Here is a 21,538-nt window from a genome sequence, read left to right as displayed (position 1 = left end):
GCCCGCGTTGAATCCGTCCTCCGTCCGACGAACTCGAAATGTCTCGATTCCTACTATAATAAAATGCTGAAAATTACTATATTACGATAGTTAATACTGTGGGTGATGACCGAGGAGAGAACGGACGAACGAGCCAGACGCCGGTCGAAACGTGACGCCGTACGCGACGGAGACGCCGGAGCGCCGGCGAGCGGTCGACGGCTCGATAGACGACGTGACGAGCAACGAGCGACGAACTCCGACGGGGACCGTACAGACGGAGAAATCGACCGGCGAGGCGAACTCGTGCGATCCGTCTCGCGACGGACGATGCTCTCGAGCGTCGGGGTCGGCCTTGCCGGCGTCGTCGTCGGGTTCAGCGGCGTCGCCGGCGCAACGTTCGCGGGCGGGAGCGGAACGCAGGAGAGTCCGTACCGGATCGAAACGTGGGAGCACCTTCACGACGTCCGGTACGATCCCGACGCTCACTTCGAACTCGTCGCGGATCTGGACGCGGAGACGGACGGATACGACGAACGTGCCGGGGAATCCGCAAACGACGGCGACGGATGGGATCCGATCGGCGGTCCGGGATCGGGGTTTTCGGGCGCGTTCGACGGAAACGGTCACGTGATCTCGGACGCGTTCGTAGAGCGGACGGGAACGGGTGACGACCTCATCGGCCTGTTCGCCGAACTCAGGCCGGACGGCACCCTCGAGAACGTCGGCGTGAAAAACCAGAGCGTCACCGGACGAAACCAGGTGGGCGGACTCGTCGGACACTCGAGCGGCGAGATCACCCGCTGTTTCGCGACGGGAGCCGTCGACGGGGAGGACCAGTACGGCTCGACGATGATCGGTGGGTTGGTCGGGAACAATCTGGGTGAAATCACGGAGTCGTACGCGTCGGGGATCGTCACCGGCGACTACGACTTCGGCGGACTCGTCGGATCGAACGACGGGATCGTCACGGACTCGTACTACGATTCGGAGCTGAACGTGACGGGAATCGGTGACGAATCGGGGTCCGAAAACGACGTCGTGGGGCTCGAGACGGACGACATGCTCGGAATCGCGCCCGCGCCGTGGGGCGACGATACCATGCCGGCGTTCGACTTCGACGCCGACTGGACGGTCGTGGTCGACGACTTCCCGATCCCCCGTCCGCCGGAAGACGTCCTCGATCCTATCGGCCCGTTCGAGCAGCCGCCGCGGGACCTCGACGGCGACGGCCTCTACGAGGACGTCAACGGCGACGGCGAGTCGACGGTCGCCGACGTTCAGGCCCTGCATCGCCACCTCGAGGACGAGGTGGTCACGACGAATCCCGAGAAGTTCGATTTCGCCGGCGAAGATCCGGGGACGGTGACCGACGACGACGTCGCCGCGCTGTACGAGCGGGTGACGGAAGGTGACGGCGATGCGTGAGCCGGTATCCCGTTCGGCGATTCGACGGGCGACGCTGCTGACGCTCGCGGTAATGGTCGCCGTCCTCGTCGGGAGCACCGCGGCCGCGGTCGCGGACGAGGGCGCAACGGTGACGATCACCGCCGACGACACCGACGTCGAAGCGGGCGAATCGATCACGTTCGAGATCCAGGTCGAAAACGTCGACGACGTCGGTGCCTACTCGACCGACGTCGAGGTGTCCAGTACGGACCTCGTCGAGATCACCGCCGTCGAACCGACGGGCGACCCCCTGTTCGAGACGGCGGAGCCGGTCTCGACGGACGGCTCGTCCGCCGGCACGGACGTCGTCTACGGGGACGAGGCGCTCGAGTCGAACGGCGACGCGCTCACCGTCGCGACCGTCACCGTGACGGTCGTCGCGGACGGCGAGTGGACGCTCGAGGCGACGGTCGACGCGATCGGCGACGAACACGGCGCGAGTTACGACGTCGAGACGCCGACGGCCGAGGAGTACGTCGCGGACCGACCGGACGAACGGTGGAACGTCGAGACGAGCCACTCGCCGTATCCGCCTGACGTCGCGGACGGCGTCGCGTACGTGACGACGAGCGGCCACAACAGCGGCGCGCTGTACGCCGTCGACGAATCGACCGGCGAAACGCTGTGGTCGACCCAGCTTTCGCACGAACCTCACGCCGCCGGGACGGTGTCTGACGGAACGATCTACGTCGGGCTGAGCGACGGCAACGTGACCGCGGTCGACGCCGAGACCGGCGACGAGCGGTGGGCGTTCGACGCCGAAGGGCAAGTGCGAACGAGACCCGCGGTGTCCGACGGAACGGTCGTCGTCGGGACGAGAGGCTGGAGCGTTCCGCTGAGCGTATACGGCATCGACGCCGAGACCGGCGAAAAGAAGTGGGAGTTCGACGATCCCTCCGACTTCGTCCACTCGGATCCGACGGTCTCGGACGGGACGGTGTTCGTCGGGAGTAGCGACGAAACGCTGTACGCGATCGACCTCGAAACGGGAACCGAGGAGTGGGCCTTCTCCGCGAGCGATTACGTTACCGGATCGCCGATCGTCGACGGAGCGACGGTGTACGTCGGTGCCGGAACCGAATCCTACGCCGTCGACGTCGAGACGGGGGAGGAGATCTGGAGCGCGGACGGCGTCCACGTTCACGACTTCGACGATGGGACCGTGTACGCGCGAGGGAACGACGAGGTCGTGGCGCTGGACGGCGACGACGGTTCGGTGCTGTGGAGCGTCGAACGGGACTCGCCGAGAATCTCCGCCCACGGTGGAACCGCGTACGTCGCGTCTCGAAGCGAGTCGGGCGACGCGATCGTCGAGGCGTTCGACGGGGCGACGGGACTCACTCAGTGGAGTCTCACTCACACCGACGACCGTCCGTCCGCCGCGCCGGAAGTCGTCGGTGGGGCGATCTACTACGGACTCGACTTCGGCAACACGCTTTACGCTCTCGAGGAGCGGATCGCCGTCTTCGACCACGAGCCCGAGAGGCCGCTCGCGGGCGAGCCGATCGCGTTCGACGCCGGCGACTCGAACGCGCCGGACGGCGAGATCGTCGACTACCGGTGGGACTTCACCGGCGACGGCGAGGTCGACGTCTCGACCGACGAGCCCGTCATCACGCACGCATTCGACGAAACCGGTCACGCCACCGTCCGCCTCGAGATCGAAGACGCCGAGGGCGGAACGGTCGAGATCACGCGGACCGTCACGGTGACCGACGAGGTGTGGACGTACGGCACTGGCGACGGCGTGTACTCGTCGCCGACGGTCGTCGGGGGCACCGCGTACGTGGGGAGTCTCGACGATCGCGTCTACGCGATAGACGTCGAGAACGGCACCGAGCGCTGGAGCCACGAGACCGGCGGGGACGTCTTCTCCTCGCCGACGGTGGTCGACGACACCGTCTACGTCGGCAGTAACGACGATCGCGTCTACGCGATAGACGCCGAGGACGGCACCGAGCGCTGGAGCCACGAGACTGGCGACGACGTCTTCTCTTCGCCGACGGTCGCCGACGGCGCGGTGTTCGTGGGGAGCGACGACGGCCAGGTTTACGCGATAGACGCCGAGAACGGCATCGAGCGCTGGAGCTACGGGACCGGCGGACCGGTTCGATCGTCGCCGACGGTGGTCGACGACACCGTCTACGTCGGCAGTAACGACGATCGCGTCTACGCGATAGACGCCGAGAACGGCACCGAGCGCTGGAGCCACGAGACCGGCGGGGACGTCTTCTCCTCGCCGACGGTGGTCGACGACACCGTCTACGTCGGGAGCAACGATTTCACCGTCTACGCGCTCGACGCGCAGGACGGCACCGAACGGTGGACGTACGTCACGGCTTACCGAGTCACCTCCTCGCCGACGGTCGCGGATGGCGTCGTGTACGCGAGCAGTTACGACTACAACTTCGATCGCGAGCTCTGGTACGCGCTGGACGCCGATGACGGCAGCCAGGAGTGGACCGGAGTCATTGACGGGCCGGCGTGGGGAACCGAGTCGTCGGCGACCGTCGCCGACGGTATCGTCTACGTCGGAAGCTACGACGGGAGCGTCTACGGGCTGGATGCGGCGGACGGAACGATATCGTGGCGCGTCGAGACCGGAAACTGGGTCTACTCGTCGCCGACGGTGGTCGACGGCACCGTCTACGTCGGGAGCTACGACGGAACGCTCTACGCGCTGGCCGCTGACGGCGACGGCTCGAGCGAGGACTCGCGGGTGCGTCACGGGACGCTCGGACACCACGACCGAGGATCCGGCGACGACGATTCACCGGGCGACGGATCGTCGGACGGCGACCAGTTCACCATCTCGTCCGTCGATCCGGAGGCGGATCGCGTCGAACCCGGCGAATCGATCACCGTCGACGTCGAGGTCGTGAACGTCGGGTCCGCCGCCGGAACGGAGGACGTCGGAGTCACGCTGGCGGGAGTCACCGACGAGAAAACCGTCACGATCGACGGGAGCGAATCGGTCACGAGATCGTTTACCGTCGCGGCTCCGACCGATCCCGGCGAGTACGATCTCGTCGTTTCGGCGTCGGATGCGGAGTACAGCGCACCGATCACCGTTCACGGCGACGACACGGCCGAACCGCCCGAGATTACGGCGATCGGTGCCGATCCGGCGCTGACGAACGACGAACTGGTCGTGAACGTCGAGGTCGATCCGGGCGACGCGAACGTCAGCGAGATCGAACTGGGCGTCAGCGCGGACTTCACGTCGTTCACCCGGACGAAAACCGTCGACGACGGCGTCGCCCACGGTGGAACGTTCGCGGCGACGATCGCCGCCGAGAGCGTCGTCGCCGACGGCGACTACACGGTGATCGCAACCGTCGCCGACGAAGCCGGAAACGCCGTCGACGAGACGGGCGAGACGGTAACGATCGACACGACCGCTCCCGAGTTACGGCTGGCCGTGGCGAATCTCACGGAGAGCGAGGCGACGCTCACGATCGAGGCCGATCAACCGTTCGACCTGACGGATCTCGAGATCGAAGCCGACGGCGACGGCATCGAGGACCGCACGCCCGAGGCGAGCGCGATTCCAGACGGACTCGAGGACGAAGACGACGAGCTGCTGATCGATTTCGACGGCGGATCGGTCGGCGACGCCGATACGACGGTTACGATCGCCGCGACGGGGACCGACGACGCGGGGAACGCTGTCGAGGCGACCCTCGAGTCGACGATCACCGGCTACGTGATCGACGCGGGCGAGGCCGAGGTCGATCCGACAGACGTGGCGGCCGCGTTCGATCTCGTCGGCGACGAAGCGGCGATCGACGACGACACGGAGCGGGAGGCGGTCGTCTCCGCCAGCACCACGCCGCCGGCGGGCACCGAACTCGACGCGAACCGCCTCGCCGACGGCTACCTCGACGTTCGCGACATCGGACTCGCCGCCGACGAACTCGACGAAGCGACGGTCCGCATTCCGATCGCGGACCTCGATACCACCCTTCTGAACTCGTTCGACCCCGACGAACTCGAGATCGTTCGATCCGGGGACGGCGACGCCGAGTTCGAGGCGCTCGAGACCGAGTTCGACGGGGATACGAACGAACTGCTCGCGACCGTCGACGGCTTCAGCCAGTTCGCGGTGGCGGGGACCGACGACGAACCGCCGGAGATCGAGCGCGTAACCGTCGATCCGGGGGCATCGCTCGAGGCCGATCACGGTCCGGTGGCGGTCACGTTCGAGTACTCCCCCGTGATTTCGGCGATCGACGTCTCCGAAACGCGGATCGACGTCGACGTCCCCGACGAGCGTACCGACGTCCGGCTCACGTCCGACGAGGCCGTCGTCGAAGTGTCGGACCTCGTCGACGGCGAGTCTATCACGGTCGAACTCACCGTCGTCGACGAAGCGGGTAACGAAGCGTCCGCAACTCGAACGGTCTCCGTCGAGGAAGAAGCGAGCGGTTCACCGTCCACCGGGGGTGGTAGCGGCGGATCGACCGGTTCCGGAAGCGGCGGAACGCCCCCTTCGGACGACGGTTCCGACGCCGACGAGACCGACGCCTCGACGGACGACGACGCTACCGAGGAAGACGGCGAACCGGACGCGGAGCGCGGTGACGGTCACGCGGACGACGGAAGTGAAACGGACGGCGAACCGTCGCAGGGAGACGACGACTCGACCGACGACGTGTCCGGTTTCGGCGCGGCGGTCGCCGTCGTCTCGCTGCTGGTCGCCGCGGTGGTGGCGCTTCGTCGCAACGAGTAACGCCGGCGTTCCGTCCCCTTCTCTCGTCGACGCCGGGACGACTGCGGCGATCGGCGACCGAGCGAACGCCGCCGAGCGGGAGCGAAGAAAGACGGAGAACCGACGGGAGTACCGCGCCCGGCAGTGATTTCGACGCGGAAGTAACACCAAAAGCCGCGGGTCGCCGAGGCCGATGCTCGGTCGTCGCCGGCCGCTCGAGGCACCTACCGGAGCGGCGGAAACGTTCCGAGCTGATCGAAGAGGCCGAACGCATCCCACACGTCCGTACACTCCGAGAGTCTGCCGTCACTGACTCGGAAGACGCAGATGCCGTCGACTTCGATCGATCTGCCCGTCGGTTCGATTCCCATGATCTCTCCCCGGTGGGTCCCCCTCGCGAGGTACGTCACGATCACCGCGTCGCCGTCGACGTGTGTCTCGCAGATCGTCTTCGCTATGTCGGGCGTCCCTTTCCGGACAGTTTCGACCCATCCCGCGAGCGCTTTCGGACCCTCGAGCGATTCCGGGAGCAACGGATCCGTGTGGACGTAGTCCGCTGTCACCAGTTCGTCGATCAGCCTCACGTCCCCTGCACTCCAGACGTCCTGAAGCAGCGAGCGAGCGGGCTCGGTCTTCGGTCGCGGATCGTTCGTCGTCATCGATATCAGTGGGCGTTCACTCGAGACGACAATAAGCGTAATCTGTAGGAGAATACAGTACGATCGACGAGCGGTCGAGATGAAGTCGGAACCGAAACCGAAATCCCACGGATCGAGAGCTGACGGCCGGCCGAAGCGAAAGCCAGGTTAGAACGGACAATCACGTCGGTCGTGTTGTTCCCCGGAAACCATAAGATTCCATACTGTATAATAGTACAGATCGGTCGAGGAAACATTAATATATGGAGGGGAGAAAAACTGCGGCGATGGTACTACACTTCGGCAAGGCGACGAGTATCTTCCTGAAGACGCTGCCGTGGGTCGCGGTGCGGTTCGCGGTCGGCGCGGCGTTCGCACTGCTCGCGGTCGGCTGGTTCGGCCTGGTGCTCTGGATTCTGTTCGGATCGATGGGCGTCTCGGGGGCGGTCGGTCTGGTACTGCTCTTGCTCGCGACGGTGGTGTTCGGCGGGTTCGTGGCGCTGATCCGGCGGTACGTCCTCTATCTGGTCACGGCCGGTCACATCGCCGTTATCGCACACGCCGTGGACACGGGCGACGTTCCGGACGACCAGCTTCGGTTCGGCAAACAGCAGGTGATGGATCGATTCGTCGAAGCCAGCGCGCTGTTCGCCGTCGATCAGGTGATCAAGACGGTGATCAAGCAGTTCAACAGAGCCGTCGCCTCGATCGGGCGACTGGCGGAGTTCGTGCCGGCGTTGCGGCAACTGATGACGATCGCGACGCGGGCCATCGGGCTGGCGGCGTCGTACATCGATCAGGCGATCCTGGCGCACATGTTCTTGCACGAGGAGAAAGGCACCTGGACGGCCGCCCGCGACGGTCTCGTCCTCTACGGGAAGACCTGGAAGCCCGTGCTCGGCTCGACGCTCCTGATCGTACTCGGCATGCACGCCGTCGCACTCGCGTTCGTCGGCGCGCTGGCCGTGCTGTCGGGGGCGCTCGGCGGATTCGGAACGATCCTCGAGATCGCCGTCTGGCTCGTGGTCGGCGGGGTCGTCGCGATCGGCTACTTCGGGCTCCTCTCGCCGTGGATCAAGACGGTCGTGATCACGACCTACCTCGTCGAAGCCGAGGGACAAACGCCGGACAGCGAGACGATGGACTACATCGCCGACCGCTCGAGCGCGTTCACCGACCTGCTCGAGAAGGCCGAAAACGAGACCGAACCGACGCCGGTGTCCGACCGCACCGAAGGAGAACCGACGCCGAGCGCGCCGAGTTAACTCCACTCGCCGACCGATCGGTCGTTCGCCGGCCACGCCCCATCAGTAGCTGCGAACGGACGACGTTTCCCGGATCGCCTCGACGACCGAGAGCGACTCGTCGAGGGTCAGTCGAAGCCTGTCGTCCTCGCACGGAACGGTGACGCGACTGCGGAGCGGATCGTCGTCGACGATCGCCACCTCGACGGACTGTCCGCGCCGAAACGTCTCCCACGATGCGAACCGGTGTTCGATTCCGTGATCGTGGTAGAACGACGTGACGGTCGGATGAGCGAGGATCGCAATCGAGAGCGGTCCGCGGGCGACCGATTTGCAGCCGTGGCAGACCTCGGACACTTCGATCGCGTGCTGACGGTGACACCGCGGACAGCCGCCCCGGTCGCCGGGGTCGTGATCCTCGCAGACGTCGAGCGACTCCTCGACCACGCTCGAGCAGTCGGGACAGACGCCGTCGATAAACGAACGGATCCGGTTGAGGTTGAACGCGAGCGCAGCGTGGAAGGCGTCCTGGGGCGTTCGGTTCGACAGTCCCGTCGGCGGAAACGAGAACGTAAACAGCACACCGTCCTCGCCGTCGGCGTTTTGCCAGATTCCCGAACAGCGGCTACACGCCGCGCTCACGTGGTGATTTTCGTAGTCGACGACGACGGGTGCGTCACATCGGGGACAGTTAGCGTCGACCTCCGTGGCGTCGAAACGCGGATGTTCGCGAACCGTGCCCGCGACGACCGCGCGAGCGATTTCGAAGCCGGCTTCGGTGAGTTCGTACCCGGCATCCGTCCTGCGAACGAAGTGGTCGGTGAGCTGCTCGAGGTGGTAGTTGAAGTTTCCGGTGTCACCGTAGCCGACGCCGTCGTACAGCTCCGAGAACGTGACCGCGGCGTCCCCGTCGTACAGGTCCGAGAACTTGACCACGTTGGCCGGATCGTCGGGTTCGTACTGTTCCCACAGCGTTCGTATGATCTCGAAGCGCGTTTCGTTGCCCAGTACGGCGAACGCGTCGTCCGGCGACAGCGTCGTCGGTTCGTCGGCTGCCCCAGCAGTCATAGTCGACGATACTCCTCCGGATGTAAAACGTTACTCGGTACGGGCGCCGACTCGAGCAACGGTCCGTTATCCGCAGGGGTCCGTGGCGGAGGAAGCGACGGCCGGTCGGCAGACGAGGGACGATCACTCGAGCGCGACCACGTCGTCGCTCTCGCACGCCGGACAGGTCTCTCTGTCCGTGTGGAACCGTTCGTCACAGCTCAGACACTCGTAGCCCGCTTCCTCGTCGGCCGCCCGTTTGGCTTCGTGGGTGAACTCGCCGACCTTGCGCCCGAGCTTCTCGAAGAATCCCATCGTCGGAGTTCGTGGCCCAGGATTGATAACTCTTGTCCGCTCGGAGCGTATCGGCGGCGTCGACGAGCCGCTAGACGCCCGGAACGCCGACCGCGTCGAAGCCGGTGACGCCGATCACGGCCAGCGCGTACAGCGCGATCAGGACCGTCACCCACGCGACGAGGGCGATCATCGCCGCGGCCGTCCAGTCGCCGGGATACCGGACGTTGATCACCGCGACGTACGCAAGCAGGGCAAGAAGCGGACCCAAAAGCGGTATCCAGCCGACGAAGAAGCCGACGACCGCCCAGACGATCGCCCCGATCAGGGCGGTGACGATCGCGTGATCGTAGTCGCCGGCTCCGACGATGGCGCGCGCACCGACGTAGATGCCGAGCGCACCGATGAGTAAGCTCACGACGAACACGACTGCCGTTGCAAGGACCATACCGACGAAACGTCAGCGGGAACGAACAGTCTCCGGCTTGCACAGTCCACCCGCCTCGTACCGAAATCGGCACTCGCCCGAACGCGGGCGTCTCGAGCCCGCCCCGTCGCGAATGGCCGTATCAGTCGTCGGACAACGACGCGAGCGTGACGCCGACCCGACCGGTTTCGAAGGGCCACCGCGACGAATCTGTGGGCCGAAACGACAGGGGTCAATCGTCCGGAACCACGAGGTTGATACCCGTTCGCGTGATACCGCAAGGAAATGGCGAGTGAGCACGCCCAGAGCGAATCGAGCGGGACCTACGAGGAGTTCGAATCGCGCGTCGAGCGCATTTCGAACGTCTCGAACGCGGCCGGCATCCTCCGGTGGGACCAGGAGGTCGTGATGCCGGACGAGGGAACGCCGGCCCGCGCACAGCAGCTGTCGACGCTCTCTTCGATCAGCCACGAACTGCTGACCGCCGACGAGACCGGCGAGTTACTCGCCGAACTCGAGTCGGCCGACCTCCCGGACGAACGATCCGCGGTCGTCCGCGAAGTCCGCCGCCAGTACGATCGCGAGACGAGCGTTCCCGGAGAACTCGTCGAGCGGATCTCGACGGCGACTACGAACGCCCACCCGAAGTGGAAAGAAGCCAAAGCGAACGACGACTTCGAGACGTTCGCGCCGGTGCTCGAGGAACTCGTCGAGTTGAAACGGGAGTACGCCGAACACGTCGATCCCGACGCCGACCCCTACGAGGTGCTGTTTTCGGAGTACGAACCCTACATCGACCTGGAGACCGCAGAGCGGGTGCTCGAGCGTCTGCGCGACCGACTCGTCCCGCTGATCGACGCGATCGACGAGAGCAGGGAGGCGCGACGCGCCTCCGGCAGTCGGACGCAGTCCGACGACGAGGTCGACCTCGAGACCGACGCCTTCGCCGGCTCGTTCGACGACGACGACCAGGAGGCGCTCGCCCGCGACGTCCTCGACTCGCTGGGCTACGACTGGAGCCGGGGTCGTCTCGACACCGCGCCTCATCCGTTCTCGTCGGGCACCCAGTTCGACGCCCGCGTGACGACGCGTTTCGAACCCGAGGATCTGCTGGGATCGATCACCTCGACGATCCACGAGTTCGGCCACGCCAACTACACGCTCGGGCTCCCCGACGAGGGCTACGCCACGCCGCTCGGCGAGGCCCGCGACCTCTCGGTCCACGAGTCCCAGTCTCGCCTCTGGGAGAACCACGTCGGCCGGTCCCGGCCCTTCTGGGAGCACTTCCTGCCGATCGCCCGGGAGCGATTCCCGGAACTCGAGGACGTCACGCCCGAGGGGGCCTACGAATCGGCCAACCAGGTGTACGACGACAACCTCATCCGCGTCGAGGCGGACGAACTCACCTACCACCTCCACATCGTGATCCGCTTCGAGATCGAACGCGCGCTCGTTAGCGGCGACCTCGACGTCGAGGACGTGCCCGAGGTCTGGAACGACAAGTACGAGGAGTACCTCGGCGTCCGACCCGAGACCGACGCGGAGGGCTGCCTGCAGGACATCCACTGGTCCCACGGCTCGTTCGGCTACTTCCCGACGTACTCGCTCGGCTCCGTCCTCGCCGCACAGCTGTACGCCGCCGCCGAGGCCGAACTCGGCCCGTTCGAGGACGACATTCGAGAGGGCGAGTTCGACGACCTCAACGGCTGGCTCCGCGAGAACGTCCACCAGCACGGCAAGCGCTACACCACGCCCGAACTGATCGAGCGCGCGACCGGCGAGGCGTTCACCGCCGACTACTTCCTCGAGTACGTCGAGTCGAAGTACGGCGAGCTGTACGACCTCGAGGAGTACTGATTCGGCGCTCGAGGCTGACACGCCCTGCGTACTCTTCCCGTTGCACGATACGTTCCCAGAAGAATAATTAGTAACAAAACACGAACGAAGGTGCATGAGACGAGTACACGTGCTGTACGGCCTCGCGATGGTCTGGTGGGGGTGTGCGATCGCTGTCGACGGCGTTCTGGCCGGTGCGCCGTCCGGACGGCTCGGAGCGTCGCGAGAGGGAGTCGCCGGCGTCCTGCTCGCGATCGGCGGGGCGATATACGCGACCGGAGCGCTCACCCGATCGATGCCGCTCCCCGACGACGACGGCGACGGACCGCTCTCGAGCGAGTGGCTCTGGTTCGTCGGCGTGGTCCTCGTCGTCGTCGCCGCTACGATCCGCACCCTCGGCGTGATCGAATCGGTACGTCTCTAGTCCCGTCTTTCACCCGCCAGTTCGCGTCTTGAACGCCACAAGCGAAACACCGACGGTCGTGGACGACGCAGGATTCGACACCGATGACAGCGACGAGACGGTTCGAAGAACAGGTCGCGATCGTCACCGGCGCGAGTTCGGGCATCGGCGCGGCGACCGCTCGAGCGCTCGCCGCGGACGGTGCAAGCGTCGTCCTCGCGGCCCGCAGCGAGGATCGGCTGGCGGAACTCGCGGACGAACTCGAGCGCGAGCACGACGCGGACGCGCTCGCGGTCCCGACGAACGTCCGGGAGGAAACGCAGGTCGACGCGCTGATCGACGAAACCGTCGACGCCTTCGGCGGGATCGACGTGCTGGTGAACAACGCGGGGCTCTCGCGGGGAAGCGAGGTCGAGGCGATGTCGACCGACGAGTACGAGACGATCCAGGAGACGAACGTCGACGGCGTCTTCTACGCGACGCGGGCGGCGATCCCACACGTTCGCGAGCGAAGCGGCCACCTGATCTTCGTCGGCAGTTTCGCGGGGAAGTACCCCCGCTCGTTCAACCCCGTCTACGCCGCGTCGAAGTGGTGGGTCCGCGGGTTCGCAAAGAGCGTCGCCGCGCAGGTCGGCGACGCCGGCGTCGGCGTCTCGGTCGTCAACCCGGCCGAGGTTCGCTCGGAGTTCGAGACGACGAGCGGCTCGACGTTCGCCAAGGCGTTCGAGGAGGGCGAGGTGACCGAACCCGAGGAGGTCGCGGAGGTGATCGCCTTCGCCGCGAGCAGGGAAGGCTCGAGCGTGAGCGAACTCGACGTGAACCGCCGCGACAAGTTCGCCGACAACTTCTGAGGGGATCGGGTTCGCGGGTAGCCTCCGGTGTGGCCGAGAAGCGGCCAGTTCTGTCGGTCGGATCCGCTTGCGACCGCCGCAACGGTATAAAAGCGGGCTGGCACTGCCGGCTCTAGACTCACCCCCGACGGGTTCGACCGCTCGAGTATGCGCGTCTCAGTTCCGGGCCTTCCCGGCGTCTACTACGACACCGATTCGGGGACGACGGCGATCGCTACCGTCCTCACCGCGGCCGGGCGCAGAGCACCGAAACCGAAGGGATACGCCGTTCAGCTGTTGCCGTACCTCTGGTCGTTCGACGTCGACCTCCGGGAGGTGCCGACCGATCACCCGATCCAGTACCTCCACCCCGAGGGAGCCCGGAGCCTGGGCGAGCTGTCGGCCGAGCCGGGGACGCGGCGGGCGAGCACCGAACTCGAGTCGGTGCTGCGGTTCGCCTGGTCGGTCAACCGGGAGGTGGAATCGGGTGCGAACCGGCTCCTCGGGCGCTCGGCGGATCACGAGGGTGTCGTCATCGAGATCGACGAGGGAAGCGTCGGAGTCGACGGGCGGGAGCTCGCAACCGACGAGTTCGACGTCGCCGAGTACCCGGCCGACGACGGGATCGAGGAGTTCGAGATCGAAGTCGAGGATCGCGAGGACGACGACCACGTCGCGGACGAACTCGAGAGCGGCGATCGGGACGTCGGCGAGCGAAAGGAGATCGGTGACGGCGAGACTCGCGTCGGCGGCCGTGAGGACGACGAGGACGACCGCGGGAACGACGCGGACGACGGCCGTGACTTCGGCGCGGACGGCGAGCGGTAACGCTTCGGTCCCAATTTTTCCACTCCGCTGTGACACCGGAGACGTCTACCGCCGGCGAACCCGCACGCGGACGTCGTTCTCGGGCTGGAGCGTTGCCGCGGCCGACGGCTCCGGATCCGGTTCGCTCGAGAGTTCGAAGTCGAACCGGCACAACAGGACCGCGACGATCAGCGTCATCTCGAGGGTCGCAAATCGCATGCCGATGCAGTGGCGCGGCCCGCCGCCGAAGGGGAAGTACGCGTACTCCGGGCGGTCGCGGTCGTCGTCGAGCCAGCGTTCCGGCCTGAACTCCTCGGGGTCGTCGTAGAACCGGTCGTCGACGTGCAGGTGAAACTGGGGAAGCGTCAGGATCGTCCCCGCCGGAATCCGGTAGCCGCCGATAACGGCGTCGTCGGTCGCTTTTCGAAAGAGGATGTACGCCGGCGGGTACAGTCGCATCGCTTCGGTGAGCACCGCGTCGGCGTACTCGAGTTCCGGGACGTGGGCGGCCGTCGGCCGCTCGTCGCCGATCACCTCCTCGAGTTCCGCGCGGAGTGTGGCCGCGACGTCGTCGTGGCGGGCCAGCAGCATGAGCGCGTACGTGAGGGCGAGCGAACTGGTCTCGTGGCCGGCGAACAGGAACGTGACGAGGTTGTCGCGCACCTCGGTCTCCGAGAGCGTCCCGCCGCGATCGTCGCTCGCGCGAAGCATGATCGAGAGCAGATCGTCGGCCTCTCCGCTCGAGTCGGCGCTCCGACGTCGATCGATCAGCGCGTCGACCTGCTCGCGGTACGCGCGCATCGTCCGCTCGTAGCGCCGGTTCGCGGGCAGCGGCACCCACTGCGGGAGAAACGTCGACAGGTTCCGGGCGTTGACGCGCTCGTTGATCGCCCGGGCGGCCCGAGCGATTACCTCGCCGTCCGTCGCTGGATCGACTTCGACGTCGAACAGCGCCTTCGCGAGAATGCGAAGCGTCAACTCGGAGAACTCGCTGTTCAGCGCCACCTCGCTGCCGTCGATCCAGGAGTCGGCGGTCCGCTCGGCGCACTCGACCATCGTCTCGGCGTACGTCTCGATGCGATCGATCGTGAACGCGGGCTGGAGGAGCCGGCGCTGGCGCTTCCACTGCGTCCCGTCGGTCATCAGCAGTCCCTCCGTGCCGATATCGAACCCGAGGTCGGCGAAGACGTACCGCTCGAACCGGCCGGGTTCCGACACCAGCACGCGCTCGACGTAGTCCGGGTGCAACAGCGCGGTGAACGTCCGCCCGGCGACCCGGTAGCGAACGACGTCGCCGTGCGTCGCGAGTTCGTCGTAGAACGCGAACGGATCGCGGACGACCGAGAGCGTGTTGCCGACGAGCGGATAGCCGTCCGGCCCCGGCGGGAGCGGATACTCCTCGAGCGGTCGCGGGGGAACCCCGTCGCCGCGTTCGATCGCGGCGTCGTCGCCGACGGCCGTTCGTCGTGACGTCATGGGTTTCCCTTCGGGCGTCTCGCGGATTCCCCTTCGGTCGAAGCTCCTAGGGAATTTATGTACTCGAGAACGTACCGACGCCTATCGGATGAAGTACGTCGACGTTCGGCTTCGCCAGCCCGACTGGATGCTCCACCCGATGCAGGAGTTCATCCGCACCGAGGACGCCGTTCGCTACGAGGAGCTGCTCACGTGGAACGTCGTCCCCGACGAGGGACTCGAGTACGAGCTGTTCTACGTCGAGGCCGACAGGGAGCGATACCGCGCGGCGCTGGCCGGCGTGGAGTCGATCCGGGAGTACCGGATCGCGCCGATCGACGACGAGTCGATCCACGTCTGGGCCTGCCAGGAGACCCGCCCGGAGGACCGGGCCTGGCGGGCCGCGTTCGCCGACCGCCAGCTGGTGGTCGTTCCTCCGGTCCGGTTCGACGACGAGGCGGCGATGCGGATGACGATCGTCGGGGACGGCGGCGACGTCCAGGGGGTTCTCGAGGAGCTGCCCGCCGACGTCGAGGTGACCGTGGTCGAGGTCGGAACCTACGATCGGCGGGGCGCGACGATGGCCGGCGCGCTCACCGACCGCCAGCGCGAGGCCGTTCGCGCGGCGCTCGAACTCGGTTACTACGACGTCCCCCGCGGGGCGGCGCTCGCGGACGTCGCGAGCGCGCTCGAGTGCGCCGAGAGTTCGGCGTCGATGCTGCTCAGGCGGGCCGAACGAGAGCTGATGCGTCGGGTCGTCGATCGTCACGGCGGGACGGATCGCCGTCCCGAACGAGTCGAGGCGACCCCATCGGCCGGTTCCGACGGATTCGAGTGAGGACGCTCGACCTCGGCGGATCGAGCGACGCCGTTTCGACCGGTCGGAGACGATCGGGTTGGGGAACCGATCGGGGGCGGCGTTTTTGTCGTCTCGCTCCCTACCGTCGACCATGCGAATCGTCACGACGCTGCCCGCCGCGACCGAGACCGTCGCGGCGCTCGGCCTCGAGCCGGTCGGCGTCTCCCACGAGTGCGACTATCCGCCCGGCGTCGAGTCGCTGCCGTCGATCACCCGCTCGCGAGTCGACGCGGACGCCGAAAGCGGCGAGATCGACCGGCAGGTGCTCGAGGCGGCCGCGGACGGCGGCGTCTACGACGTCGACGTCGAAACCCTCGCCGCCGTCGAGCCGGAGCTGATCGTCACGCAGGACGCGTGCGACGTCTGTGCGGTCGACGAGGTGATCGTCGAGGAGGCCGTCGAGCGGATCGCCGCGGAGCGTCGCGCCTCGAGCGCGCGGGCCGCGTCCGGATTCGTCGAGCCCGAGATCCTGACGACCGATCCCCACACCGTCGACGACGTGCTCTCCGACGTCGAACGGGTCGGACGAGCGACGGATCGACTCGAGCGCGCACGGGTGGTTCGCGGGGAACTCGAGACCCGCATCGATCGCGTTCGCTCACGGACGGCGGCGCTCGACGCCGACGACCGGCCGCGAGTCGCGATCTTCGACTGGACCGATCCGGTCATGATCGCCGGCCACTGGACCGCCGAACTCGTCGGCTGGGCCGGAGGCGAGTACGGGCTGGCCGACGTCGGCGAGCGGTCGCGACCGCGCGAGTGGGACGAGATCCGCGAGTACGATCCGGAGGTCGTGATCGTCGCACCCTGCGGATTCTCGCTCGCACAGATCGCCGAAAACAGACGCGACCTCGTCGATCGCGACGGCTGGACCGACCTCGCTGCCGTTCGAGCGGGGCGCGTCTGGGCGATGGACGGGAACCACTACCTCAATCGTCCCGGACCGCGGCTGGTCGACGCGCTCGAGGTCCTGGCGCGGATCGTCCAGCCGACGCTGTTCGAGGGGATCGGAGCCAGCGACGGCGTCGACGGGAACTCGACCGACGGTGCCGACTCGAGCGCGCCGCTCGCGGAGGTCGCCGTCCCGTTCGATCGGCTCGACGACGTCGCCGCCGTGAACGCGACTCCCGGACCGGAGGGTGGCCACAAGCGGGACGCGACGGGCGGTCCGGAACCGTGACGGGCGACTCGGATCCGTCGATCGATCCCGAGACGCCGACGCTCGTCGTCTCCGCCTCGGTCCGGGACGCGATCGTCGAACGGGCTCGAGACGGACGGCCACGGGAGATTTGTGGCGTCCTCGGCGGCGAGTTCGGCGACGAGCGCAGCCGCGTTCGGTCGCAGTACCCCGCCGCGAACGTCGCGGAGACGCCGCGGACGCGCTACCGGATCGATCCCGAGCGACAGCTGTCGATCTTCGATCGACTCGAGGAACGAGGCGAGGAGATCGTCGGCTTCTACCACTCGCACCCGACCGGCCCGCCGCGTCCGAGCGCGACGGACGCCGCGAAGGCGACCTGGCCCGATCGATCGTACCTGATCGCCTCGCTCGAGCCGTTCGAACTCGGTTCGTGGCGCTGGCGCTCGGGCGGCGGTGGCGGCGCGAGGTCGAACGACGAGGACGAGGCGAGTATCAGCGACGGTGACGACGCCGGAGCCAGCTGCGTCGCCGGCAACGGCGACGAAGGGACGTTCGAACGCGAGCGACTCGTCCTCGAGTGAACCGGTCTGCGGTAAGTCGGTCCCGGGCTGAGACGGGACGACTGCCGCTCGATCAGCCGTCGGCGTTCGAACCGTCGCCGACGCGGTCGATCGCCGTCTCGAGGGCGCGCTCGGCGTAAACCTCGAGCAGGTGCGCCCGGTACTCGCTCGAAGCCTGCTCGTCGTCGAGCACCAGGTACGACTCGACGTCGTCGGTGGCCCGTCCGGCCGCGCGTTCGGGCAGCGACTCGTCGTCGAGCGATCCGCCGACGAGTTCCTCCTCGACCGGCTCGAGGGCCATCGCGTGGTCGAACGCGCCGTTGGCGGCGACCCGCGCGTCGGCGATCTCCTCCCCGTCGGTCTCGAGCACGACGGCGACGCCGACCAGCGCGTATCCCGAGGAGGGGCTCGCCTTCTTGACGTAGGCGGCGGCGTCGTCCGATCCGAGGTGGGGGACGTCGATCGCGGTGAGGAGCTCGCCGTCCGCGAGCGCGGTCGTGAACATCGCCTGGAAGAAATCGGCCGCGGGGATCTCGCGCTCGCCGTCGGGGCCGAGCGCGTGGATCGTCGCGTCGGCCGCGAGCATCGCCGCGGGAAGGTCGGCCGCGGGGTCGGAGTGGGCGACGTTACCGCCGACGGTCCCCACGTTTCGCACCTGCACGTCCCCGATCGCGGCGGCGGCCTCCGGGACGACCGGATTATCGCTCCACAGCCCCTCGTCGTCGGCCACCGCGGCGTACTCGGTCATCGCGTTGATCCGGGTCGCGTCGTCGCCGCGTTCGATGCCGGAGAGCGCGTCGACGCCGCCGAGGTCGACGACGACCTCCGGGGAAGCCAGTCCGGACTTCATCATCGGCAGGAGGCTGTGTCCGCCCGCCAGCAGCGTGACCTCTCGGTCCCCGTGCTCGGCGAGCGAGTCGATCGCTTCCTCGGCGCTGTCGACCGCGACGTACTCGAAGGATGCCGGGTACATCAGCGCTCACCCCCGTCGATCGCCGTCCAGACGGTTTCGTCCGTCAGCGGCATGTCGAGGTGGTCGACGCCGAACGGCTCGAGCGCGTCGACGACGGCGTTGACGACGGCCGGCGTCGCGCCGATCGTCGCCGACTCGCCGACGCCTTTGACACCGATCGGGTTGTGCGGGCTCGGCGTGACGGTGCTGTCGGTTTCGTACTCCGGCAAGCTGTCGGACCGCGGGAGCGCGTACTCGTTCATCGAGCCCGAGACGAGCGTCCCGTTGTCGTCGTAGTTCGCCGCCTCGGAGAGCGCCGCGCCGATCCCCTGTGCGATTCCGCCGTGGACCTGGCCCTCGACGATCATCGGGTTGATCTGCTCGCCGCAGTCGTCGACCGCGACGTAGCGGTGGAACTCGACCTCGCCGGTGTCCGGGTCGACCTCGACGACCGCGGCGTGGGTTCCGAACGGAAACGTGAAGTTCTCCGGATCGTAGTACGACGTCGCCTCGAGTCCGGGCTCCATCTCGTCGGGGATGTCGTGGCCGAGGTAGGCCGCGTAGGCGAGTTCCTGAATCGAGATCGATCGATCCGGCGCGCCCACGACGTGGAACGTTCCGTCGTCGAACTCGACGTCGTCCTCGCTCGCCTCGAGCTTGTGGGCGGCGATCGATCGAGCTTTCTCGACGACCTTGCGGCCGCTCTGGGCGACAGCGCCGCCGCCGACGGGACCGCTCCGGCTGCCGTAGGTCCCCATCCCCTGGGGGACCTCGTCGGTGTCGCCCTCGACGACCTCGACGTCGTCGACCGGGACGCCGAGTTCCGCCGCCGCGACCTGGGCGAGCGTCGTGCGGTGACCCTGGCCCTGGTCGGCCGTTCCCACGGCGACCGAGACGGTACCGGACGGGTGAAAGCGGACGACGCCGGCCTCCCAGCCGCCGGCCTGCGCGCCGAGTTCGCCGGCGGCCTTCGACGGCGAGAGCCCCGCCGACTCCACGAAGTTCGCGACGCCGACCCCGAGGTACCGTCCCCCCTCGCGGAGTTTCTCCTGGCGCTCGCGGACGCCTTCGTAGTCGATCAGCTCGAGCGCGCGGTCCATCGCCTCCTCGTACTCGCCGCTGTCGTAGACGAGCGCGACCGCGGTCTCGTAGGGGAACTCCTCGGGCGGGATCAGGTTCGTCCGACGAACCTCGACCGGGTCGAGGTCGAGTTCCCTCGCCGCGACGTCGACGATCCGCTCGGTGACGTAGATTCCCTCCGCGCGGCCCGCGCCGCGGTAGGCGTCGACCGGCGTCGTGTTCGTGAACGCGCCGATCACGCGGCAGTGGATCGCCGGAATGGCGTACTCGCTCGAGAGGATGGTCGCGTAGAGGTACGACGGCGTCGCCGTGGCGAACTGCGAGAGGTGTGCGCCCAGACCCGCGTGCGTTTCGACGCGCAGTCCGCGGATGGTGCCGTCGGAATCGAGCGCGAGTTCGGCCTCGGTGACGTGATCGCGCCCGTGGCAGTCGGTCGCGTAGCTCTGGGTTCGCGTCGCCTGCCACTTGACCGAGCCGCCGAGCTGTTTCGCACACCAGGCGGTGATCGCCTCGTCGGGGTAGTGGTAGATCTTGCTGCCGAAGCCCCCGCCAACTTCCGGGGCGACGATCCGCAGCTTGTGCTCGGGGTGACCGAGCGTCGCCGTCGACATGAGCACCCGGTGGAGATGGGGGTTCTGTGACGTCATCCACACCGTCAGCTCGTCGCTCGAGGGGTCGTAGGACGCGGCGGCGGCACGCGGTTCGACGGCGTTCGGGATGATGCGCGGCTGCTCGAGGTCGACGCTCGCGACGTGGTCGGCCGCCTCGAAGGCCTCGTCGACGGCGTCGGCGTCCCCGAGTTCGAAGTCGAACGCGACGTTGTCGGGCGCTTCCTCGTGGACGGTCACGTCGGACTCGACCGCCTCGTCGGGCCTCGTGACCGCCTCGAGCCGGTCGTACGTCACGTCGACGTCGTCGAGGGCGTCGTAGGCCGCGTAGCGGTCCTCGGCGACCACCGCGGCGAGGGCGTCGCCGGTGTGGCGTACCTTGTCAGTCGCCATGATGCGGTACTGCGGGGTCACGAGCCCGGGAAGCATCCACGCGGTCGGGATATCGTTCGGAACGCCGCTTTCCTCGACGTCAGCTCCGGTGTAGACCGCGAGCACGCCGTCGCGCTCCTCGGCGGCGCTAACGTCGATCTCCTCGATCGTCGCGTGGGCGAACTGGCTGCGCAGGATCGCGACGTGGGCGGCGTCCTGAAGCTTGTCGTCCGTGAATTCGGCGTCGCCCGTCAACAGACCGACGTCCTCGCGGCGCTCGACCGACGAGCCGAAGACGCTCTCGGCGTTCGGTTCCGACGCCATCTCAGTCGGCCCCCTCGGCCGCGTTCATCCGCGCGGCGGCCGTCTCGACGGCGTCGACGATGTTCTGATAGCCGGTGCACCGACAGAGGTTCCCCTCGAGCGCCTCCCTGATCTCCGCCCGCGTCGGGTCGGGCTCGTCCTCGAGCAGCGAAAGCGCCGTCAGCAGCATGCCGGGCGTACAGTAGCCACACTGCAGCCCGTGTTCCTCCTGGAACGCCGTCTGAAGCGGGTGAAGCTCGTCAGCCTCGCCGAGCCCCTCGACCGTGGTCACGTCGGCACCGTCGGCCTGGACGGCCAGCATCGTACACGACTTGACCGGCTTCCCGTCGACGTGGACGGTACAGGCTCCACAGAGGGTGGTCTCGCAGCCGACCTTGGGTCCCGTATACCCCAGCTCGTCCCGGAGCGCGTGTATCAGCAGCGTCCGAGGTTCGACGCGCAGTTCTCGTGTCGTTCCGTTGACCGTGAGCGTGATCTCGTGTGTGTCCGTGGTCATAGCGTTCGTCCTCCGATCGTCGGTGA

General features: G+C 67.4%; 18 protein-coding genes. 10 read left to right on the top strand and 8 right to left on the bottom strand.

Features of this window, described 5'->3' with window-relative positions; translation table 11 throughout:
* Window positions 1-105: 105 nt before the first annotated feature.
* A complete protein-coding gene (locus tag EA472_RS01940; protein ID WP_124189823.1) occupies window positions 106-1,407 on the top strand; it encodes a GLUG motif-containing protein in 1,302 nt (433 codons plus the stop codon).
* Window positions 1,400-6,160, top strand: a complete 4,761-nt coding sequence (locus EA472_RS01935) for an outer membrane protein assembly factor BamB family protein (protein WP_124189822.1) — start codon at window positions 1,400-1,402, stop codon at window positions 6,158-6,160. The genes EA472_RS01940 and EA472_RS01935 overlap by 8 nt, the downstream gene beginning before the upstream one ends.
* 203 nt (window positions 6,161-6,363) lie before the next feature.
* Here the strand turns inward: EA472_RS01935 and EA472_RS01930 are convergent, their stop codons facing one another.
* Complete coding sequence (locus EA472_RS01930) at window positions 6,364-6,798, bottom strand: ester cyclase (protein ID WP_124189821.1); 435 nt, start codon at window positions 6,796-6,798, stop codon at window positions 6,364-6,366.
* 266 nt (window positions 6,799-7,064) lie between these two features.
* Between EA472_RS01930 and EA472_RS01925 the strand changes: the two genes are divergently transcribed.
* Complete coding sequence (locus EA472_RS01925) at window positions 7,065-8,042, top strand: hypothetical protein (RefSeq protein ID WP_124189820.1); 978 nt, start codon at window positions 7,065-7,067, stop codon at window positions 8,040-8,042.
* Between the two features lie 42 nt (window positions 8,043-8,084).
* Here the strand turns inward: EA472_RS01925 and EA472_RS01920 are convergent, their stop codons facing one another.
* The 3 genes from EA472_RS01920 to EA472_RS01915 all read right to left on the bottom strand — a co-directional run bounded on the left by EA472_RS01920 (window position 8,085) and on the right by EA472_RS01915 (window position 9,810).
* The gene (locus EA472_RS01920; protein ID WP_124189819.1) at window positions 8,085-9,089 is read right to left on the bottom strand and encodes a DUF7351 domain-containing protein; all 1,005 of its coding nucleotides are present in this window, start codon (window positions 9,087-9,089) and stop codon (window positions 8,085-8,087) included.
* A gap of 123 nt (window positions 9,090-9,212) precedes the next feature.
* Window positions 9,213-9,383 (bottom strand): hypothetical protein, encoded by a 171-nt coding sequence (locus EA472_RS22325; protein WP_165874791.1) that lies wholly within the window; start codon window positions 9,381-9,383, stop codon window positions 9,213-9,215.
* 70 nt (window positions 9,384-9,453) lie between these two features.
* The gene (locus EA472_RS01915) at window positions 9,454-9,810 is read right to left on the bottom strand and encodes a hypothetical protein (RefSeq protein ID WP_124189818.1); all 357 of its coding nucleotides are present in this window, start codon (window positions 9,808-9,810) and stop codon (window positions 9,454-9,456) included.
* Between the two features lie 264 nt (window positions 9,811-10,074).
* On the opposite strand from EA472_RS01915, the gene EA472_RS01910 reads away from it, so the two are divergent.
* From EA472_RS01910 to EA472_RS01895, 4 genes are all read left to right on the top strand, one after another.
* Complete coding sequence (locus tag EA472_RS01910) at window positions 10,075-11,646, top strand: carboxypeptidase M32 (protein ID WP_124189817.1); 1,572 nt, start codon at window positions 10,075-10,077, stop codon at window positions 11,644-11,646.
* 94 nt (window positions 11,647-11,740) lie between these two features.
* On the top strand, window positions 11,741-12,049 hold the full coding sequence (locus EA472_RS01905) for a hypothetical protein (RefSeq protein ID WP_124189816.1): 309 nt from the start codon (window positions 11,741-11,743) through the stop codon (window positions 12,047-12,049).
* A gap of 83 nt (window positions 12,050-12,132) precedes the next feature.
* Window positions 12,133-12,879 carry an SDR family oxidoreductase gene (locus EA472_RS01900; protein ID WP_124189815.1) on the top strand — a complete coding sequence of 249 codons (747 nt, stop codon included), beginning with the start codon at window positions 12,133-12,135 and terminating at the stop codon, window positions 12,877-12,879.
* 147 nt (window positions 12,880-13,026) lie between these two features.
* Window positions 13,027-13,686: a hypothetical protein gene (locus EA472_RS01895; RefSeq protein ID WP_243637748.1), complete on the top strand. Its 660-nt coding sequence runs from the start codon at window positions 13,027-13,029 to the stop codon at window positions 13,684-13,686.
* Between the two features lie 45 nt (window positions 13,687-13,731).
* Here the strand turns inward: EA472_RS01895 and EA472_RS01890 are convergent, their stop codons facing one another.
* Window positions 13,732-15,141: a cytochrome P450 gene (locus EA472_RS01890; RefSeq protein WP_124189814.1), complete on the bottom strand. Its 1,410-nt coding sequence runs from the start codon at window positions 15,139-15,141 to the stop codon at window positions 13,732-13,734.
* Window positions 15,142-15,229: 88 nt separating this feature from the next.
* Here EA472_RS01890 and EA472_RS01885 point away from each other — a divergent pair, with 88 nt between their 5' ends.
* The 3 genes from EA472_RS01885 to EA472_RS01875 all read left to right on the top strand — a co-directional run bounded on the left by EA472_RS01885 (window position 15,230) and on the right by EA472_RS01875 (window position 17,701).
* Window positions 15,230-15,958: a helix-turn-helix domain-containing protein gene (locus EA472_RS01885; protein WP_124189813.1), complete on the top strand. Its 729-nt coding sequence runs from the start codon at window positions 15,230-15,232 to the stop codon at window positions 15,956-15,958.
* A gap of 112 nt (window positions 15,959-16,070) precedes the next feature.
* The gene (locus EA472_RS01880; RefSeq protein ID WP_124189812.1) at window positions 16,071-17,159 is read left to right on the top strand and encodes an ABC transporter substrate-binding protein; all 1,089 of its coding nucleotides are present in this window, start codon (window positions 16,071-16,073) and stop codon (window positions 17,157-17,159) included.
* Window positions 17,156-17,701: a desampylase gene (locus EA472_RS01875; RefSeq protein ID WP_394341335.1), complete on the top strand. Its 546-nt coding sequence runs from the start codon at window positions 17,156-17,158 to the stop codon at window positions 17,699-17,701. Before EA472_RS01880 ends, EA472_RS01875 begins: the two co-directional genes overlap by 4 nt.
* Window positions 17,702-17,753: 52 nt before the next feature.
* Here the strand turns inward: EA472_RS01875 and EA472_RS01870 are convergent, their stop codons facing one another.
* The 3 genes from EA472_RS01870 to EA472_RS01860 are packed head-to-tail and all read right to left on the bottom strand — an operon-like array spanning window position 17,754 to window position 21,512.
* Window positions 17,754-18,653, bottom strand: a complete 900-nt coding sequence (locus EA472_RS01870) for an FAD binding domain-containing protein (RefSeq protein WP_124189811.1) — start codon at window positions 18,651-18,653, stop codon at window positions 17,754-17,756.
* The gene (locus tag EA472_RS01865; protein WP_124189810.1) at window positions 18,653-21,016 is read right to left on the bottom strand and encodes a xanthine dehydrogenase family protein molybdopterin-binding subunit; all 2,364 of its coding nucleotides are present in this window, start codon (window positions 21,014-21,016) and stop codon (window positions 18,653-18,655) included. The genes EA472_RS01870 and EA472_RS01865 overlap by 1 nt, the downstream gene beginning before the upstream one ends.
* A 1-nt stretch (window position 21,017) precedes the next feature.
* The gene (locus EA472_RS01860; RefSeq protein WP_124189809.1) at window positions 21,018-21,512 is read right to left on the bottom strand and encodes a (2Fe-2S)-binding protein; all 495 of its coding nucleotides are present in this window, start codon (window positions 21,510-21,512) and stop codon (window positions 21,018-21,020) included.
* Window positions 21,513-21,538: the final 26 nt, after the last annotated feature.

Source organism: Natrarchaeobius oligotrophus (assembly GCF_003841465.1).
Taxonomy (GTDB): Archaea; Halobacteriota; Halobacteria; order Halobacteriales; family Natrialbaceae; genus Natrarchaeobius; species Natrarchaeobius oligotrophus.
Note: the sequence above shows the minus strand (reverse complement) of the source record. Positions and strands in the feature narration are given on the sequence as shown.

Excerpts from the sequence above, each read along its gene's own strand:
- EA472_RS01940 (WP_124189823.1), top strand. The coding sequence starts at position 106 with ATGACCGAGGAGAGAACGGACGAACGAGCCAGACGCCGGTCGAAACGT.
- EA472_RS01935 (WP_124189822.1), top strand. The coding sequence starts at position 1,400 with ATGCGTGAGCCGGTATCCCGTTCGGCGATTCGACGGGCGACGCTGCTG.
- EA472_RS01930 (WP_124189821.1), bottom strand. The coding sequence starts at position 6,798 with ATGACGACGAACGATCCGCGACCGAAGACCGAGCCCGCTCGCTCGCTG.
- EA472_RS01925 (WP_124189820.1), top strand. The coding sequence starts at position 7,065 with ATGGTACTACACTTCGGCAAGGCGACGAGTATCTTCCTGAAGACGCTG.
- EA472_RS01920 (WP_124189819.1), bottom strand. The coding sequence starts at position 9,089 with ATGACTGCTGGGGCAGCCGACGAACCGACGACGCTGTCGCCGGACGAC.
- EA472_RS22325 (WP_165874791.1), bottom strand. The coding sequence starts at position 9,383 with ATGGGATTCTTCGAGAAGCTCGGGCGCAAGGTCGGCGAGTTCACCCAC.
- EA472_RS01915 (WP_124189818.1), bottom strand. The coding sequence starts at position 9,810 with ATGGTCCTTGCAACGGCAGTCGTGTTCGTCGTGAGCTTACTCATCGGT.
- EA472_RS01910 (WP_124189817.1), top strand. The coding sequence starts at position 10,075 with ATGGCGAGTGAGCACGCCCAGAGCGAATCGAGCGGGACCTACGAGGAG.
- EA472_RS01905 (WP_124189816.1), top strand. The coding sequence starts at position 11,741 with ATGAGACGAGTACACGTGCTGTACGGCCTCGCGATGGTCTGGTGGGGG.
- EA472_RS01900 (WP_124189815.1), top strand. The coding sequence starts at position 12,133 with ATGACAGCGACGAGACGGTTCGAAGAACAGGTCGCGATCGTCACCGGC.
- EA472_RS01895 (WP_243637748.1), top strand. The coding sequence starts at position 13,027 with ATGCGCGTCTCAGTTCCGGGCCTTCCCGGCGTCTACTACGACACCGAT.
- EA472_RS01890 (WP_124189814.1), bottom strand. The coding sequence starts at position 15,141 with ATGACGTCACGACGAACGGCCGTCGGCGACGACGCCGCGATCGAACGC.
- EA472_RS01885 (WP_124189813.1), top strand. The coding sequence starts at position 15,230 with ATGAAGTACGTCGACGTTCGGCTTCGCCAGCCCGACTGGATGCTCCAC.
- EA472_RS01880 (WP_124189812.1), top strand. The coding sequence starts at position 16,071 with ATGCGAATCGTCACGACGCTGCCCGCCGCGACCGAGACCGTCGCGGCG.
- EA472_RS01870 (WP_124189811.1), bottom strand. The coding sequence starts at position 18,653 with ATGTACCCGGCATCCTTCGAGTACGTCGCGGTCGACAGCGCCGAGGAA.
- EA472_RS01865 (WP_124189810.1), bottom strand. The coding sequence starts at position 21,016 with ATGGCGTCGGAACCGAACGCCGAGAGCGTCTTCGGCTCGTCGGTCGAG.
- EA472_RS01860 (WP_124189809.1), bottom strand. The coding sequence starts at position 21,512 with ATGACCACGGACACACACGAGATCACGCTCACGGTCAACGGAACGACA.